This window comes from Acidiplasma sp. MBA-1 (assembly GCF_000949015.1).
Taxonomy (GTDB): Archaea; Thermoplasmatota; Thermoplasmata; order Thermoplasmatales; family Thermoplasmataceae; genus Acidiplasma; species Acidiplasma aeolicum.
In genome coordinates this window covers 376,375-393,402 of the sequence record NZ_JYHS01000001.1, presented here as the reverse complement: position 1 = coordinate 393,402, position 17,028 = coordinate 376,375, and the positions used below count along the sequence as shown (strand labels likewise).

The 17,028-nt window shown below is 32.9% G+C and carries 13 protein-coding genes; 9 read left to right on the top strand and 4 right to left on the bottom strand.

Translation table 11 applies throughout. The features are described 5' to 3' along the window. Window positions 1–81: 81 nt before the first annotated feature. From TZ01_RS02025 to TZ01_RS02015, 3 genes are all read left to right on the top strand, one after another. Window positions 82–1,458, top strand: coding sequence for an MFS transporter (locus tag TZ01_RS02025; protein WP_048101120.1), 1,377 nt, complete (start codon window positions 82–84; stop codon window positions 1,456–1,458). 58 nt (window positions 1,459–1,516) lie between these two features. Beyond that, the gene (locus tag TZ01_RS02020) at window positions 1,517–1,972 is read left to right on the top strand and encodes an HAD-IIIA family hydrolase (protein WP_048101119.1); all 456 of its coding nucleotides are present in this window, start codon (window positions 1,517–1,519) and stop codon (window positions 1,970–1,972) included. Window positions 1,973–2,096: 124 nt separating this feature from the next. Further along, on the top strand, window positions 2,097–3,536 hold the full coding sequence (locus TZ01_RS02015; protein WP_197065844.1) for a cytosine permease: 1,440 nt from the start codon (window positions 2,097–2,099) through the stop codon (window positions 3,534–3,536). Window positions 3,537–3,587: 51 nt separating this feature from the next. Here TZ01_RS02015 and TZ01_RS02010 read toward each other — a convergent pair whose 3' ends face one another. Next, entirely contained in the window at window positions 3,588–4,979 is a 1,392-nt protein-coding gene (locus tag TZ01_RS02010) for an APC family permease (protein ID WP_048101118.1), read from the bottom strand. Between the two features lie 361 nt (window positions 4,980–5,340). On the opposite strand from TZ01_RS02010, the gene TZ01_RS02005 reads away from it, so the two are divergent. From TZ01_RS02005 to TZ01_RS01990, 4 genes are read left to right on the top strand one after another with little or no spacing between them, the layout of a single operon-like run. Continuing rightward, window positions 5,341–6,636 carry an MFS transporter gene (locus tag TZ01_RS02005; protein ID WP_048101117.1) on the top strand — a complete coding sequence of 432 codons (1,296 nt, stop codon included), beginning with the start codon at window positions 5,341–5,343 and terminating at the stop codon, window positions 6,634–6,636. Between the two features lie 54 nt (window positions 6,637–6,690). Further along, on the top strand, window positions 6,691–7,476 hold the full coding sequence (locus TZ01_RS02000; RefSeq protein ID WP_162216755.1) for a glycosyltransferase family A protein: 786 nt from the start codon (window positions 6,691–6,693) through the stop codon (window positions 7,474–7,476). A gap of 49 nt (window positions 7,477–7,525) precedes the next feature. Continuing rightward, the gene (locus TZ01_RS01995; RefSeq protein WP_048101115.1) at window positions 7,526–8,860 is read left to right on the top strand and encodes an MFS transporter; all 1,335 of its coding nucleotides are present in this window, start codon (window positions 7,526–7,528) and stop codon (window positions 8,858–8,860) included. Window positions 8,861–8,889: 29 nt separating this feature from the next. After that, entirely contained in the window at window positions 8,890–10,653 is a 1,764-nt protein-coding gene (locus tag TZ01_RS01990; RefSeq protein ID WP_048101114.1) for a S9 family peptidase, read from the top strand. 1 nt (window position 10,654) lies between these two features. Here TZ01_RS01990 and TZ01_RS01985 read toward each other — a convergent pair whose 3' ends face one another. After that, a complete protein-coding gene (locus TZ01_RS01985) occupies window positions 10,655–11,983 on the bottom strand; it encodes an MFS transporter (protein WP_048101113.1) in 1,329 nt (442 codons plus the stop codon). Window positions 11,984–12,503: 520 nt separating this feature from the next. Between TZ01_RS01985 and TZ01_RS01980 the strand changes: the two genes are divergently transcribed. Next, entirely contained in the window at window positions 12,504–14,000 is a 1,497-nt protein-coding gene (locus TZ01_RS01980) for a sugar porter family MFS transporter (protein WP_048101112.1), read from the top strand. Window positions 14,001–14,453: 453 nt separating this feature from the next. Then, window positions 14,454–14,813, top strand: coding sequence for a hypothetical protein (locus TZ01_RS09130; protein WP_052656678.1), 360 nt, complete (start codon window positions 14,454–14,456; stop codon window positions 14,811–14,813). Window positions 14,814–14,823: 10 nt separating this feature from the next. Here TZ01_RS09130 and TZ01_RS01970 read toward each other — a convergent pair whose 3' ends face one another. Together TZ01_RS01970 and TZ01_RS01965 are read right to left on the bottom strand one after the other, a co-directional pair. After that, window positions 14,824–15,168 carry a Rieske (2Fe-2S) protein gene (locus TZ01_RS01970; RefSeq protein WP_052656676.1) on the bottom strand — a complete coding sequence of 115 codons (345 nt, stop codon included), beginning with the start codon at window positions 15,166–15,168 and terminating at the stop codon, window positions 14,824–14,826. 41 nt (window positions 15,169–15,209) lie between these two features. Next, window positions 15,210–16,997: an APC family permease gene (locus TZ01_RS01965; protein ID WP_048101111.1), complete on the bottom strand. Its 1,788-nt coding sequence runs from the start codon at window positions 16,995–16,997 to the stop codon at window positions 15,210–15,212. Window positions 16,998–17,028 lie beyond the last annotated feature (31 nt).

Sequence of the window (17,028 nt, the reverse complement as noted above, 5' to 3'; positions counted from 1 at the left end):
TCATATATTATTTTTTATAGTATATGGAAAAGTTGGGAAATGAATATTTATATATATTGGAAATAAAACTTTAGTGAGTGTATGCCAGATATAAAAGATTTTGATAATGCAAGTTTAACTTCAACGCATAAACAGTGGACATTAATTGCATCTCTAGGTGATTTTCTTGATGCAGGAATGTTTGCGGGAACAGGAATTACGCTTGCAGCTATAGCAACATTGTTACATTTTAACACTATAGAAGAAGGACTGCCTGCATTTATAACATTAATAGCATGTGCTTTAGGAGCCTTATTTTTTGGGAGACTCGGTGATAAGTTTGGTAGAAAATATATTTATCAGGTGGACATGATAATATATGGTGTCTCATCAATACTTTTGTCTCTTACTGGTGTATTTCCGTCAAATTCCTTTAATATTATATGGGCCATGATTTTTTATGCTCTTGTAGGTCTAGCTGTAGGTGCTGATGTCCCAACGTCCTGGTCATTAATCTCAGAATTTTCTCCAAAAAATTACAGAGGCAGACTTATGAGTGTAACTACCGTAATGTGGTACGTCGGTGTTCTTGTTGAATTAGGATTTGCAATTGCACTTGTAAATTCTGGTATGATTCTATTTAGAACCATCTGGATAATGCTTGGACTTGTAGCCTTTCTTGCGTGGGCACTAAGAAGGCGTTTAACCGAATCTCCTAGGTTCGATATTTTAAAAGGAAGAACTGCAGATATAAATGAATCTGCAAAAAAATTAAATGTTAAAAGTAGATCTGATACAAAGGAAGAATACTCATCAAGAAAATATGCAGAATTATTCAAAAAATATGGTCCCTTTTTACTATTTTCCTGGTTTTTATATTTAATTTGGGGAATTCCAGCATCCACATACGGGGAATTCTTTCCGTATATATTTGATTCACTTCATCTTGTTAGTGCTAGGGTAACATTTGCATTTGAGGCCATATACTTTGCCAGTGCTATAGTCCCTGGCGTGCTAATATTTTATTATTTATCAGATAAACTCGGACGTGTACCATTATATCTTATAAGTGCTATTATGTCATCTATATCATTCTTTATGCTTGTCTATCCGCCATTTCTGAAAAATGTAGGGGTCCTCCTTTTGTCTTTTTTGTTATTTGGTATTGGTCAAGGGCTTGGAGTTTGGCCAACAACAAGATTACTTTCAATAGAACATTTCCCAACAAGCTTAAGAAATTCAGGACAGGGGTTTGTATGGTTTACAATGAGATTTGAAGCAGGAATTTTCGGCCTCTTTACACCTTTAATAGTTGGTACCTCTGGAATTCATGTAGATTATATTGGATATATAGGGGGTATTTTCTTCCTATTAGCCTTCATAATAGTTCTAATTCTTTATAGATTCCATCCTGAATATGTAAAAACAGAAAGAAAATCCTTGGATGAAACATCATATGATAATCCCATTGAGATTTAAATTTATTATATTTTTTTAAAAACAAAAATTTTTAACCATCTTCATATTCATATTTATTATGAAACCTGCAATATTCCTTGATAGGGACGGTACTATTAACTACGATGCAGGGTATACATATAAATTAGAAGATCTTAAAATATATGATGACATAATTCCAATACTTAAAAAGTATTATGATAGTGGCTATATAATAATTGTTATTTCAAATCAATCCGGTATTAACCGGGGATATTTCACAGTGAATGATATGAAAAAATTTAATGATGGAATAAAAAGAATTTTTATGGAGCATGGAATTGTTATATCGGATTTCTATTTTTGCCCCCACAAACCAGAAGAAAACTGTGAATGCAGAAAACCTAAAACAGGAATGGTGGAACAGGCTGTAAAAAAATACGGTATAGATCTTAAAAATTCTATTGTTATAGGTGATAGGGATGATATTGATGGTGAGCTTGCAAGGAATCTTGGAATAAAGTTTATAAAGGTTCATGGGTACAGTGCACCCTGATTTAATATATAATTTTAATGTAAAAATAATTTTGGTTTATTATATACTATATAGTATTTAATTAATATTATTATAATATTTAAAAATAATCTATGCTTAAATATTTTGGCTTACTATGGATTTTATGCCAAAACATTCTGATAATACAGTGGTTGAGGATGGTTTTGAGGTAATAGGTGTAAATCCCATACCAAAAAATGAGAGAAATATGTCACCGTGGAAATTTTTTATATTTTGGGCAATGGCAAGTGGTGCCGCACTTGTTCCAATTGCCGGTAAGGAATTATATAATATGGGCCTTATTTATGCAATTATTGCAATTGTTATTGCCCTTCTTATAGGACTCATACCTGCGGGTTTGATCTCAGATATGGGCCGGCAGATACCGGTACCATCTCTTGTTGTTGCAAGAAAGACCTATGGGTATATGACCTCTGGAGCATATTCACTAATATTCACATTTTTAAATCTTGGTTATTTTGGCCTTAATGATAGTGTTGGTGCCGTAATATTAAGCAGCCTTACACATTCTCCAATTTTATACTGGTACATTATTATGGGGGCAATACAGATATTACTCGTACTTCTTGGTGCAAAATGGCTTGAATATTTCTTTAGGTACACAGCACCGCTTCTTGTAATTAGCTTTGGTATTTTAACATATTTTCTATTCACAACGTATACAATCAATGTTTCTAATCTTTTAAATCCTATCGGTAAGTATACATGGGGAGGTGCGCTGGATTTTCTACTGGGATTTTCAATACTTGCATGGACATATAAGATATCGACACAATCAAGATTTGGCAGGCCATTTTCTGGTAGAGAAAACAAAAAAACAAGGGCTGGATATTTTGTGGCGAGCCCCCTGGGAATTATGCTACCTGTTTTGCTGATGGGCATTGTTGGATTTTTTGGCAATAGTTTAAATCCTGGAAGTGGATGGAATATTGCAGTACTATCTTTTCCCGGTGTATCCGGAACAGACAGAATTATAATAATCATCGCGGCCATTCTTCTGGCATTATCATTGATACACCCAAATGCAATGAATCTTTATCCCGCAACTGCTGATTTATTAACATCAATACAGCCATTATTTGGTAAGAGTGTGCATGAAAAATGGGCACAGCCTGTTGCAACACTGCTCCTTGGCATTGGTGGTATAATACTGGCCATAGAGGGCATCCTCGCCCGTATATCCGGATTCATAGACATTCTCGAGGCAATTATATTTCCATTTACATTCATACTCATTTTTGACTGGTTCAAAAATTTAAGGCATACAACAAGAATAGGTGACTATTATAAAATACCAAGAAATATAAAAAATAATATTAAATTTGCGTCCCTTATACCAGCATTTATAGGCACTGTGATAGCCATATTTGGAATAGGCCCCTATGATTACATATTTGCCTATTTCCCAAAGGCACTCTTTGGATCGTTTATTGGACTTTTATTGTATATTGTCATATATTACATTAGACCAGAGAGGGTTCAATTGTCTGAAAAACAGAATGACTATGATAGATTTAATATGGAGGCTGAGGATTCACAGTAATTTTTAAAAATAAATAAAAATAATCTTTTGATTTTTTTAATTAATAATTTTTTATTTAACCTCTGCAACCTTTTCAATTTTCTGGGATGAAAATTTTTTAAGTATTATTATTAATATAAGGCCAATTAAAATCCATACACCAACCATATATGCAGGAAGGTTTAATGGAAATGCAGGAACAGGATATACAGTGCTGAATATTGCAAATCCAATAAATATTATTGCTATTGCCGGAATAATTAAATCAGCAAATATATGGAATTCCTTCTCCCTTTTGGTGTATACAGGAAGGCTCAATGTTGCTATTGCATGCTGTAACATGAATGCTATTGATGCCGCACCCTCTATGACCAGTGCACCTATAAATGGTCCAAATATTAATCCGGAAATAAGTGCAATAATAAATGAAAAAACTGCAGTTGTAAGTATTGCCTTATAAGGCGTACCATATTTTTTATGCGTTTCACTTAGATATGATGGTAATATATTGCTATCCCTGGATAAATAATAGAGCATCCTTGTTAAAGAATTATTAATGGCTATGCCAAAATCAAGAAAACTGTTTAATACTATTGCGGCAAAGAGCCATCCACCAAAGGGCCCCAGAAATGTAAAATATTCTATAAGGCCTGGATCAGGCGATGACCCAAAGGATGATATATTATTTAATCCCCACCCAACAGTTAGTGCATATGCATTAAGCGCCAGTGGGATAACAACAATTAGCCATCCATATAGAATTGCCTTTTTAATCAATCTTTTAGGCTCCCTGGATTCCTCACCAAGGGCAATAACAGACCCGCTGCCACCGTATGAATAAAGACCAAATAATAATCCAAGACCTATAATAGAAAAATCATTTCCCACAGGTTTTGCTGTGAACACGGTTAATGTGTTTCCAGTACCAACCTTTATTATTATAATTATTGCACCTATGGTCAAAACAAGTGTCTCAATAATTCCCGTGTACACAGCATAATTTAATGATACCCTCACACCACGATAAACAAATACAGTTGTAAATATTAGGGGTATTAGCATAATTGGTATCCATATATATGTAATTGACGAAATTTTTGGGGATATTAGAAAAATAAATGCAGCAAATGATAAAAGAGCAAATCCGGTATATGTCAAGAACTCATTAAAGAAGAACAACCATCCAGTTAAATCTCCGGCCGTTTTGCCAAGACCTGCCCTGGAAAATGCAGAATATCCGCCGGAGCTGGAGATTTTACCAGAAAACTGATAATTTGTGTTTAACCATAAGAGCACTATTAATGGTGCGAGCAAAAAAACCAGCGGTGTGCTGCCCTCTGCAACCAGTGCGGTTCCTGTTATAAGTATTGCAACCTCTGCGGCCGGGGCAACATGGCTGAAACTCTGGAAAATATCGTGCCACAATCCCACCTGATCCGGTTTTAAACTTCTGTCAGAATTCATGGCAGAATAAATATTTTGGTATAATAAACCTTTCCAGCTGTTTATATTACAAAATTTGACTTTTTATAAACATAATATTTTATTTTGTCGTAAAATAATTAAAATTTTACACAAAAATTCAGGGATATTTGGTTTGATTCCAGATTTATGATAATTATTTATAAAAAATATTTTAGGCAGGCCTTATTTTAGGCATTTTTTATTGCCATATGATCTCTAAAATTTATCGTCAATTGCTTAATTTTCATTTTTTTCCAGGCACTTAATTTTATATATGATTAAAAATTACGTTTAATATATAATTAAGGGCTTTTTTGTACTTTAAATCCTCGTATGGATTTAAAAATTTGGAGGTGTGAGAATGGCTTTTGATGCAATCGACAATTCGAGGATTAATAAGAATGGAATTAAATTATTTGCCCTGGCATCCACAGGTCTGTTTCTTGACGGTTATGACCTGTCCATAATTACCATGGCTGCCCTTGTTTTACCGGCACAGCTTCATCTCAGTGAACTTGAGTACATACTAATAGACATATCATCCTTTGCCGGAATGCTGGCTGGTGCACCGCTGCTAGGCATTTTATCAGACCGTATTGGAAGAAAAAAGATATTTGGCATAGACCTTATATTCTTTGTATTATTTGCAATTACAGCGGGGCTCTCAACAAATTTTATTGAGTTGTTTTTATCAAGGCTTCTTATGGGATTCGGCATTGGGGGTGATTATCCAATAAGCTCCACAATGATGTCTGAATTTTCACCAAAAAAAACCAGGGGAAAGCTTCTAATAACAATGGTTGGAATGTACTGGGTTGGGGCATTTGTTTCAGCAGCCGCCAATTACTTCTTCGTAATTTACTACGATTTCTGGAGATATACATTTATTCTGGGTGGATTAATGGCAGTGCCAATAATACTATTAAGGCTAAGTGTACCTGAATCACCAAGGTGGCTGGCATCTCACGGAAAAATAGAGGATGCGGAATATTCTGAGATTGAAATAGCCGGCAGATCGGATAATCTTAAAAATTCGGAATATAAAATAAAAACAAAATACGGCAAAACCTTTATTTTTGTAATACTTGCATGGTTTATATTTGATGTTGCTGCATATGGCATAGGATTTTATTATCCAGTAATATTCAGCACACTGGGATTTAAGCATCAGTTTAGATCAATAGCAGAGGCAAGCATGCTGATATCAATTGGTGGCATACTGGGATATATAATAGCAATGCCACTTGCAGACCGGCTTGGAAGAAGATTCCTTACAATTTCAGGTTTTTTCATAATGTCATTGCTTTTAATTCTTGGGAGCATCATTAAAATTTCAGGCCTTTATACAGTACCCTTCTTTTTCATATTTGTACTATTTGAGCAGTGGGTTGGGGCTGTAACATTATTTTATCCCACAGAATTATTTGATACTACTGTTAGGTCAACCATACAGGGCATTGCAACAGCAGTGTCAAGAGTTGGTGCCATAATGGGTATTGTCCTATTTCCATTATTTCCTGTATTCCATTCATTGTCAATATTTGCCGGATTTTCAGTTTTTGGGCTGATAATAGCAATCATTATGGCACCAGAAACAAATAAGAATTCCCTTGAAAAAAACGTTGAAACCTATACCGCTGCAAATATAAATAAATAACTATATTTTTTTAGTATTACAGAATTTTAAAATAATAATCATTTATTTATGTTCATGCTCTATATCTATGGAACTGTATTTAATAATGCATCCATTGTTGAAAGTTCCTTAAAATCTCTTGATAAAATTAAATGCAGGAAAAAATTTTTGATAGTTGATAATTTTTCAACAGATAATACTTATGAAATACTTATAAGACTTAAAAATATTTATGATATTGAAATTAGGAGGGTCAAATGCTCCAGGGGGATGGGAAGACAGCTTGCCATGGAAATGGCATATAATGAATCAGATGATATGGATATTTTTATGCAAGTTGACCTGGATACAATTTACAATGATAAATTTATAAGTCTTTTTAACAGTTTCCTTATAAATATTGATGATAATTCTGTTGCATTTAATTTTATTTGCAGAAAACGGGTTAATTTCAGCGTTCCATGGAGAGACCTTAATTACGGTGAGGATTTTGAAAGGATGGCAAGGTTCTTAAAAAATGGATACATTGTTTATAAGGTTCCAGAATATAATAAAATAGCAAATAACCAGCACGCAATTAAACGGGAAAGACGCTATGCTTCAGGATTAAAATATTTAAAAAGAATTCTTCATAATAATATTGATCTAATTAGAGGCTATGGTGTATCAAATTATAAACTCTTTAAGAAATTTTTTAAATCGGCAGGGTTTAAAAAAAGATCTTATATTTTTGTGTTCCTAATTTATTTATTTGTAAAAATCAGTGGACTTAAAATATATAATTATGGAGATTTCCTAAATAATGAGTATGTTAACAGCAACTCCCTGAATATATGCTCATATTTTAATTTTAAATTATAATTATAATGTTTTAAAAAAATTTATAATTTAATATAATATATCATTTTCAATGGAGAACAATGAGGTTTCACGTTACATATTAACCCATGATAATATAAAAAGCCTTTATATGGTCTTTATAGTTTCTGCAAGTGTTTTCCTTGATGTATGGGATCTCACCGCATTTTCATTTGTTTTAACCTTTTTTAAGGATACATTCCTGCCGTCCGGCATACTTCTTGGGCTTTCCGTCGCCGGAGCAAATATTGGGGCAATAATAGGTGCCATATTTGGTGGGTATTTAACTGATTATCTGGGCAGAAAAAAAATGCTTATTTATAATATGCTGGTTTTTATTATTTTTGCCATTCTTATAGCCGTTTCCACCAACTTGGTTGAGTTTATAGCATTCAGGATTATTATGGGATTCTCCATAGGGGCTGATGTGGCCACAGGCTTTTCATACATTTATGAATATATAAGCATGAAACAGAGAAATAAATTTTATTCGCTTTGGGCATATGCATTTTCAGTCGTTGCCCTTGTTGCGGTACTAACAGTATACCTGCTCTATACATATATAAACTCCAATATTATATGGAGATATATTTTCATAATGGGTGGTGTATTCGCCGCAATTATTTTGGTATTAAGAACATATTTAATGGAAACACCCTTATGGCTTTATTACAGCGGTAAAAATACCGATGCTGAAAAGGTTATTAAAAATGTTTATGGTGATGATATAAAGATAAAATCAACAGAAAAATTGCACAGGTCACTTAAGGATATAATCAAATTTTACAGGTCAGGAATCAACAGGGAAATAATATTCACATATTCCCTAAACTGCATAGTTGGTTTTATAGGCTGGGGGTTTTCATTTTATGTAACATACATGCTTGTAATATTGAGGATATACACATTTACATATATACTTGGCATTGATGGATTAATATATGCTGCCGGCTTTGCAGGCGCATTAATCTCACCATTTGTATCATCAAGATTTGGCATATATAAAAGCAGTGTCATACCATCATCGTTTGCAGGATTGTTACTGTTTATGCTTTTCATTGTTTTTTCTGGAAGGCTATACAATATTCTTATAGTACCGTTTACCATGGGCATTATATTCCTTGATTACATGGGGCCAATGGCATATAATGCGGTGTTAAATTCATTTGTACCCTCAAAGATAAGGGGGATTGCCAATGGCCAGAATTACATGGTAAATAAAATAGTTGAGGCTGTAAGTGGATTTACATCAGGAATTCTTCTTGTGTATCTGGGATTAGGATACAATACACTGGTACTGGCATTGATTGTAACAGTTCTTATTGTTATAGCCATAATAACTGGAAAAACAGGTCATTTCATGGATAAAAATGCGGGATATAATTAAGATTTTATATTTTATAATTATCTCAGATAATGGAAGATTACAGCATTGAGAGACTTTTAAAATACAGGTTTATTTCAAATGTCAGAATATCCCCAAATTGGGATGAAATTGCATGTATTGCAACAAAAAGTTACAGGGAATATAAAAAAAAGAACCCTGAATCCACATTATTTATTTTTAAAAAAAATATGGAAATTAAAAGAAAAATAGATGGGCATGGCATTAAATCCTTTGAATATGCCAGTTCAGGCAGATCACTTTATGTTTGCGGGAATAATATTATTGTTCTGGATAACAATGGAATGGATATAAGTCTGAATTTTCCCGGGGAGATAGATACTGCAAAATGGTATGACGATTCCAGAATTATATTTACTGCAAAGGAAAAAAAGGTGAATGGTGAGGATGATGCATATTTCTTTGAAGACTCGGATTCATTTAATTCACTATATATTATTGACATGAATTCGGGAATAAAAAAAATAACAGAAAAACTAAACATCTGGGAATTTTCAGTTGACGGGAAAAATATCTATGCTATTGCCTCTGAATGCCCGCAGGAGAGCTGCTGGTATGCATCCAAGGTATATAAAATAGGTATTGATAGGGATATAAAAATTATTTATGATCCAGAATACAGACAGATAGGTAAAATTAGGGCATTCAATGACAATGTTGCATTTCTTGAATCTGTAATGAGTGACAGGGGTGTTGTATCAGGCGATATTATATTAATATCAGGAAATAAAACAAAAAATCTGACTGAAGATAGCGATTCAAGCTACTCACATATAGAATTTTTCAATAACAATATTTATGCCATGGAAAATCACATGTCAGAATTCAGGATAAAAAATATCGATACTGGAAGTATTTTATGGAGGGGCACCGGCATAGTTTATCCTGTTGTCTCACCGGAATTTTCAATATCATTAAATAAAATTGCACTGGTTTTTTCAGATACTGAAAATCCAGGAGAACTTTTATTTATCAATGGAGATGAAATCATTAAGTCTGAAATAAATAAAGAATTAAGGAATTCACCAAAATACGCAAATGAGCTTATTGAATGGGATTCAAATGGCATGAGGATATATGGATTTTTAAGATCACTCGGACCTGAAAAACCCTTAATAGTTTATATACATGGGGGTCCCACATCATTTTCATATCCTGCAATGATCGACCGCACAACAATGTACCTTGACAATGGATACTCTGTTTTCCTTCCAAATTACCGCGGAAGCATAGGCCTTGGAAGAAAGTATGCTGAGTCAAATCTTGGAGACCTTGGCGGGAATGATTTTGAGGACATAATAAATGGAATAAATTTCCTAAAATCCACCGGAAAAATTAAAACTGACAGAATATATATAACAGGAGGGTCATATGGAGGTTACATGTCTGCACTTGCCGTTGCAAAATCAAATATTTTTAGGGCATCTGTATCCCTGTATGGAATATCTGACTGGGTAAGCTTCCACGGAACATCAAACCTGCATCTATGGGATCAGATACACATGCATGAAGACCCTTATAAGTTCAATAAATACGATAAGTTCTCGGTTATAAGAATGAACAGTGATATAAAAACACCCATACTTTTAATGCATGGCATTGAGGATCCATATGTACCATATGGCCAGTACCTTGAATTTTACAGGTATTTAAAGGATAAAAACAAAAAAGTAAGGCTGCTGCTGTTTCCAAGGGAGGGCCATGGCTTCGGTGAAAAAATGCACATGATTCAGCAGTACAGGGAAACTTTAAAATTCTTTGATGAAAATATATAATTTAATTTTTAATGAATCTTTTATCTATATCCTCTAAAACCATCTTATTTGTTTCTGCCTTCCTGCCAAGCCAGAAAACAATAACAATAATTGCCAGAAAGCATATAACGGCGTATCCTATTAAAATTCCGGCTATTTTATAATATGTTAACAGAAGTGAACCACCAAATGTACCTATGATGCCAGCAAGCCTTATTCCGGCAATACTTATACCCTGGCCCAGGCCCCTAATCTTTGTTGGATATAACTCCGTGGAGAGTGAGTAAATTACTGGAATATAAAACGATTGCAGTATTCCACCAGAGGCCATTGCAGCTAGCATTAAATCGACATTGAAATAATATGATGAAAATACATACATGGCTATTAATGCAATCCCAAGACCTAGGGAACCTATTATAAGCATTTTTATCCTACCAAGCAAATCCATTAATTTAAATGCTATAATATTTCCTATTACAACTGGTGTGACCCAGGCAAATGAGGTAAATAACAGTGAATCACTTTTTGATATTTTTAAAGTACTTAACATAAGTGGCGTTAATTCCAGCATTCCACTTGGGGGTATATTTAAAAGCATGATTAGAAACAGCGGTATCGTTATTCCTAAAATATATGGTTTAAATAATTTTTCATCGCTTAAATTATACTTTTCATAATTATTTACATTATCCTCACTTAAACCTATTTCTTTTAGGGAGTTTTTGGCATCCTCTATTTTTCCCTTAATGGCAAAAAACCTTGGTGTTTCTGGAATTCTCGATCTTATCAATAATCCCAATAAAGGCGGTATTATCCCTATTATAAATAAAATTCTCCACTGAAGATCGCCAAGTGGAACCAGTAGGAATGCAACAAGATAGGATGCAAGAGCACCCAGATTTGCCAGTATCCAGAAAAAATCAAATGAAGACCCTCTTTTCCCGGGTTCCACAAACTCAGAGAGCAGAGTTATGGCCGGAACATAATCAGCACCAATTGCAAAGCCCACAACAAAACGGAATACCAAAAGATATATATAATTAGGTGCCAGACCTGATAAAAATTCAAAAACTATGAAAAGTATTAATGTTATTATAAATGTTTTTTTCCTTCCAAAGGCATCAGATAGGTATCCAAAAGATAGTGCACCAAAGAGACCACCAATAAATGTCATTGAACCGAGGAACCCAAATTCGGGTTTTGTTATATTCAGTGATGTGATTATGCTTGCAGATGTGCCACCGACGACACTAGTATCAAAAATATCTGTAAACGCCCCAATTGCTGTTGCAACATATAAAAGCCTTAAAAATTTTGAGAATTTTTCACTATCAATGATTTTATCCATGATAGTGTATATCAATTATATATAATACTAATTTAAGTATAAATATGATTTAATTTCATGAATATTTAAATATTATTTAAAAAAAATAAATAAGTTTATTAATAAATATTATACCATTTAATAATTACTCATGGTAACAAAACCATATTTAAATTCTATTAAAAAATACAGTATTAAAAACATAAATATTATTATAAGAGTGATAACAAAGACCCTCAGGTAATCCAGGAGCAAAAAATTATAGTTAATAAAATTCTGATTTTAAGTATATATGGATAAAATGTTGTTTTCCAAATTTTTCTTTCATATCATTTCTCTTAAAATTTATTAATGTAAAATAAAATAATATATTCACATTATAATGCTGGGATAGGATTCTCGAAATTACAGCAGAATAATTTATTAATTTTTAATAAATATTATGAAATGATTTTATACTAATAAAATTATTTGCTAATAAATTAAGTAAATATTTACATGTAAATTTTATATTTTATATACTTATGTATATTTAAACATTATGCAAGCACACAATGGTGAGATAAATCCGGTAATTGAGCAATTAAATAGACCTAGCCATCTGAACAAGTTTTATTGGACACTTGTTTTAATGGCCACTATAGGAGGGTTTTTATATGGGTATGATCAATCTGATATAGGTTCTGTTCTAATATTTATTCCATATTATATTCATGCATCTCCTTTCGTTGTTGGTTATATTGCCTCTGGGGCATTATTAGGTGCCGCATTTGGAGCATTAATAGCATCCTTCATTACAGATAAACTTGGTAGAAAATTTCTGCTATTAACTGATATAGTAATTTATATAGTTGGTGCTCTTCTATCAGCACTAACAATAAACGTTATAATGCTTATGGTTGCAAGAACATTCATCGGTATTGCTATCGGTGCCGATTCTGCAGTTGCAACTGCATATATAGCTGAATTTGCTCCAAGAAAACATCGTGGTAAGCTTGGAATCATGCAACAATATATGATAGTCATAGGAATTTTTGCATCGTTTATTGTTGCAATGCTCATGTTTCTATACCTACCAAAATTAGCTTATAATGTGGATTGGAGAATTATACTCAGCCTTGCTATAATTCCGGCATTAATAGCCTTAATTTTCAGATTTAAAATACCGGAATCACCAAGATGGCTAATATTAAAGAAAAAATATGAAAAGGTAAAGAAAGATCTTTTAAAATTTGGGATACAGGCAACAGATTCGGATTTAAACGAGGCATATAATTACCTGTATAGTTTAACGAAAAATAGAAATAAGGAAACAAAAGGCGTCAAGAGAGCCTTTTTTGTTAGTGCATTGATGGGATTATTTATTATAGCCAATGGTGTGAATATACCATTAATTTATGGTCCTTACATAATTTCAAGCCTTCACATATTCCCGTCAGTAAGCAATAAAGCTATAGCAAATGCCTATGCTATAGGGGCAACTGCGATACTGAGTGCAGTTATGGTTGCCTCAACATTTCTTGGTTTTAAATTTATAGATATTGCTGGAAGAAGATTTTTAGCATTATTAGGATTTGCAGGTATGGCTGTATCTGATATAGTTGGTGGAATATTATACATAGAAAATTATCCAATAGGTCTATTAATGGGGCTTGCATTTTATCTCATATTTTTTGGCATAGGCGGTGGTGGAATAGCGTTTTTAATACAGGGAGAATATTTCCCAACACATAAGAGGGTCAAATTTGCAGCGCTGGCTGTTTTTGTGGAATGGATGACCAGTTTTACAGTTGATGAAATTTTTCCATATATGGACTCAGTTTTACATCTGGGGTATTCCGTTATAGTCTTTGGAATAATATCTATTATTGCCTATACAATATTTTATTTCACTATGCCAGAAACTAAAAATATAACAGTTGAAAAAATAGTAGAAATATTTGAAAATAATACATTAATAAATCTGGGAAAAATTAGAAGTTACAATAAACACGGCGAGGAACTTAAAGATAATGAAAGCATGGAGGTGGAAGAATAAAAAAGAGTTATATGTCTTTAAATTTTTATCTTATTGTAAATATAATATTTTATATATAATATTGTAAACAACACTAAAATTGTATTAATGGATATCAACACTTAAATATTTAAAAATATAAAAGTTAGGTGGATATATTTAATACCTAAATATTTAGAAGATTAAAAACAATGTAAGATATTTAATAAAAATAGCTTAATTTCATTCATTATATTTTTAACTGCAAATATTTATCTAACGATTTTTATCAGATATATATTGTTTAAAGAAATTATTAAATAGAAATTAAATGTTTTATTTATATAAAAAGGTTTAAAAATATTTTGATGCCATTAATAATTTTATTTAATATTGGATTCACATAAATCGACTATTTTAATTAAAGTTACCAATTTTGAAATAAATAAGTCTTTTAGATGAAAAATAATATATGTGTTTTGCATTATTTTAGTTATGGCAGATGAAGATAATATGGCACGGCTTGAATCTGAGGCTGCATTGATCTATTCATCACTATTTTTAGTTGTGCTTATCCTGATGCTTTATGGCATATTTGTGGGTACACTATTTAAAACCATATTTATGTCTTCCATGGGACATGTATTTATAATTATAATGCTGATTATGACGTTAATAACTGCACTTGAAATAATACATATTTATAGAATATATAAATGCATAAGATGTTATGATATACAAAGGGCCAAAAAATTGAATTCAACAATTTTCGCCATTACTGGGATGATATTTTCAGGTTTAATTACCGGTATTATATTGATACTGCTTAATGATTCACTAAAGTTAAATAATTAAAATTTATGTGTTATAAGTCTATCTTTATTTTCCCATCCTCTATTTTAACGTTATAAGATTTAAGGTCAGAGGCTTCCTTTCTTGTCATGGTTCTCACAAACCCCCCGACATTTTTTACAACCTTACCGGTTTTTAAATCAAACTGTGCATGATGCTTTGGGCATATGACAATGCCATTTTCTTTTTTACCTTTAGAAAGGTCACCGCCCATGTGCGTGCATATTGAATCTATTGAATAAATATTTCCATCCACATTTGATATTAATATTTTCTTTCCATTTACCTCAAATGCCTTTGATTCCCCAGCCTTCAATTCACTTTCATCTGCAACTTCAGTCCATGCCATTTTAATCATAACTATAAATAAATTTATATTTATAAAATTTTTTATAATATTTATTCATCGGTTGCACCATTAGCAGCCTGGTAGTCCTTTAGTTTTTGGGTATGATATCCTGTATTTGTTGCAACAAAATATATGGCAAGGCTTAATATTGCAAATATTATATAGTCATAAGGATATATTATATAATTTATGCCAAGTGAACCATAGTATGACATTATCCCAAGTATTATATTATATGATACAACCCATATTGATGCTTTTAATGCGCGATGTGCAGTTTTACCTGAAATTATGTAGAGACTAAGTGGTGTTAATATTGTAACAATTGCATAAATTGAAAAGTACATATAGAATGGTAACAGTGAAAGCGCATAAATGACTCCTATGAAGATAAAAATTATCCAGTATATAATAGAGTAAACAATTGCAGTTTTAAGTGATACACTGAATGTCCGTCTACCATATGGGCTTAAAAGGAATAATGGTAATCCCCCGCTAACTATTAAAAGCAGCAAGCTTACTATGCTCCATCCTGAAAAATAAACAAGGAGTGAGGCTATGACAAATCCTATTGGTGCCATAATGCCCAGGAAAGGTGTTTTGAATTCTCTGTGTATCTCTGGTGCAGTCTTTCTTAGGGATGTGTTTGTTATGCCTGCAGCAAGATAGGCATAAACCGTAAATGAAGAATTTATTCCAACAAGTGCATACCAGCTCGGGAACGGCAGCAAAAATAATGCACCGATAATAAATGTTATAAGTAATGATACCCAAGGTGTTCTAAATTTTGGATGCAATCTTCCGAAGATATTTGGAAAATAATCAATTTTATTCATACCGTATAATGACCTTGCGGATGAACCAACATAAACTCCAAGTGTGGACGCAGATGATATTACTGCCACTATAATTAGGAATATTGAGAATCCAACAAGGAAATAAACACCTGTTGAATTAAATGCATAATAGAATGGATTTGCAGACCATGTTGATGTCAGCAGCTGGCTCCAGTCACCAGGTGGTACTCCTGCGGCTGACCAGTTTATGGATGCAATAAAAACAATCTGAAGTAATATATATGTGGCCATTGCGGCAAGCATTGCAGAAATCATGCCAATTGGCACGGATTTCCTAGGATTCTTTGTTTCCCCAGCGTAATCAAGACCCTGCCTGAAACCCTCATATGAAAATATTACGCCTGCAGGAACCATTGCAGCAAATATGGATGAACTGCCATATGGCAAAAATCCATGTGGCATATTAAAGAAGTTTTTTGGGTGGAATATAAATGCCGCAATCATTATTATTGTTAATATAATAGCTGCCATTTTAAACCATGTCATTACAGCATTGGATTTACCAAAAACATTTACACCTATATACTGTATTAATATAAATATGCCAAGTAACGCCAGTGCAAAAATAACACCAAGCGGGGTTAACAGGGAAATAGATGAATTATAAAGATCCGGAACATAACTGCTGATAAAACTTGTTAGTGCGGCGGCCTCAACAGGAGGCGTGGCTATGGCTCCAATTGTATAGGCCCAGCCAAGGTAAAAATTGCTTACAGGGCCATGGGAAAATTCATTGAATCTTACAAGCGAGCCGGTATATGGAAACATTGTACCAAGCTCACTGAATACCAGGGCAAGGACAATAAAAAAGAGTCCTGCAACAACCCATGTTATTATGGATGCAGGACCCGCGTATGCTGGGCCGGCCAGTACTCCAAGCAACCAGCCTGATCCAACCATGCCAGTGAAACTTATTAAAAATATATCAACTGATGATAGCGATTTTCGTAATTTGGGTGCATTTTTCATATTAGAATTCATTATTGGTTAACTCTCCATGATATTTATATTT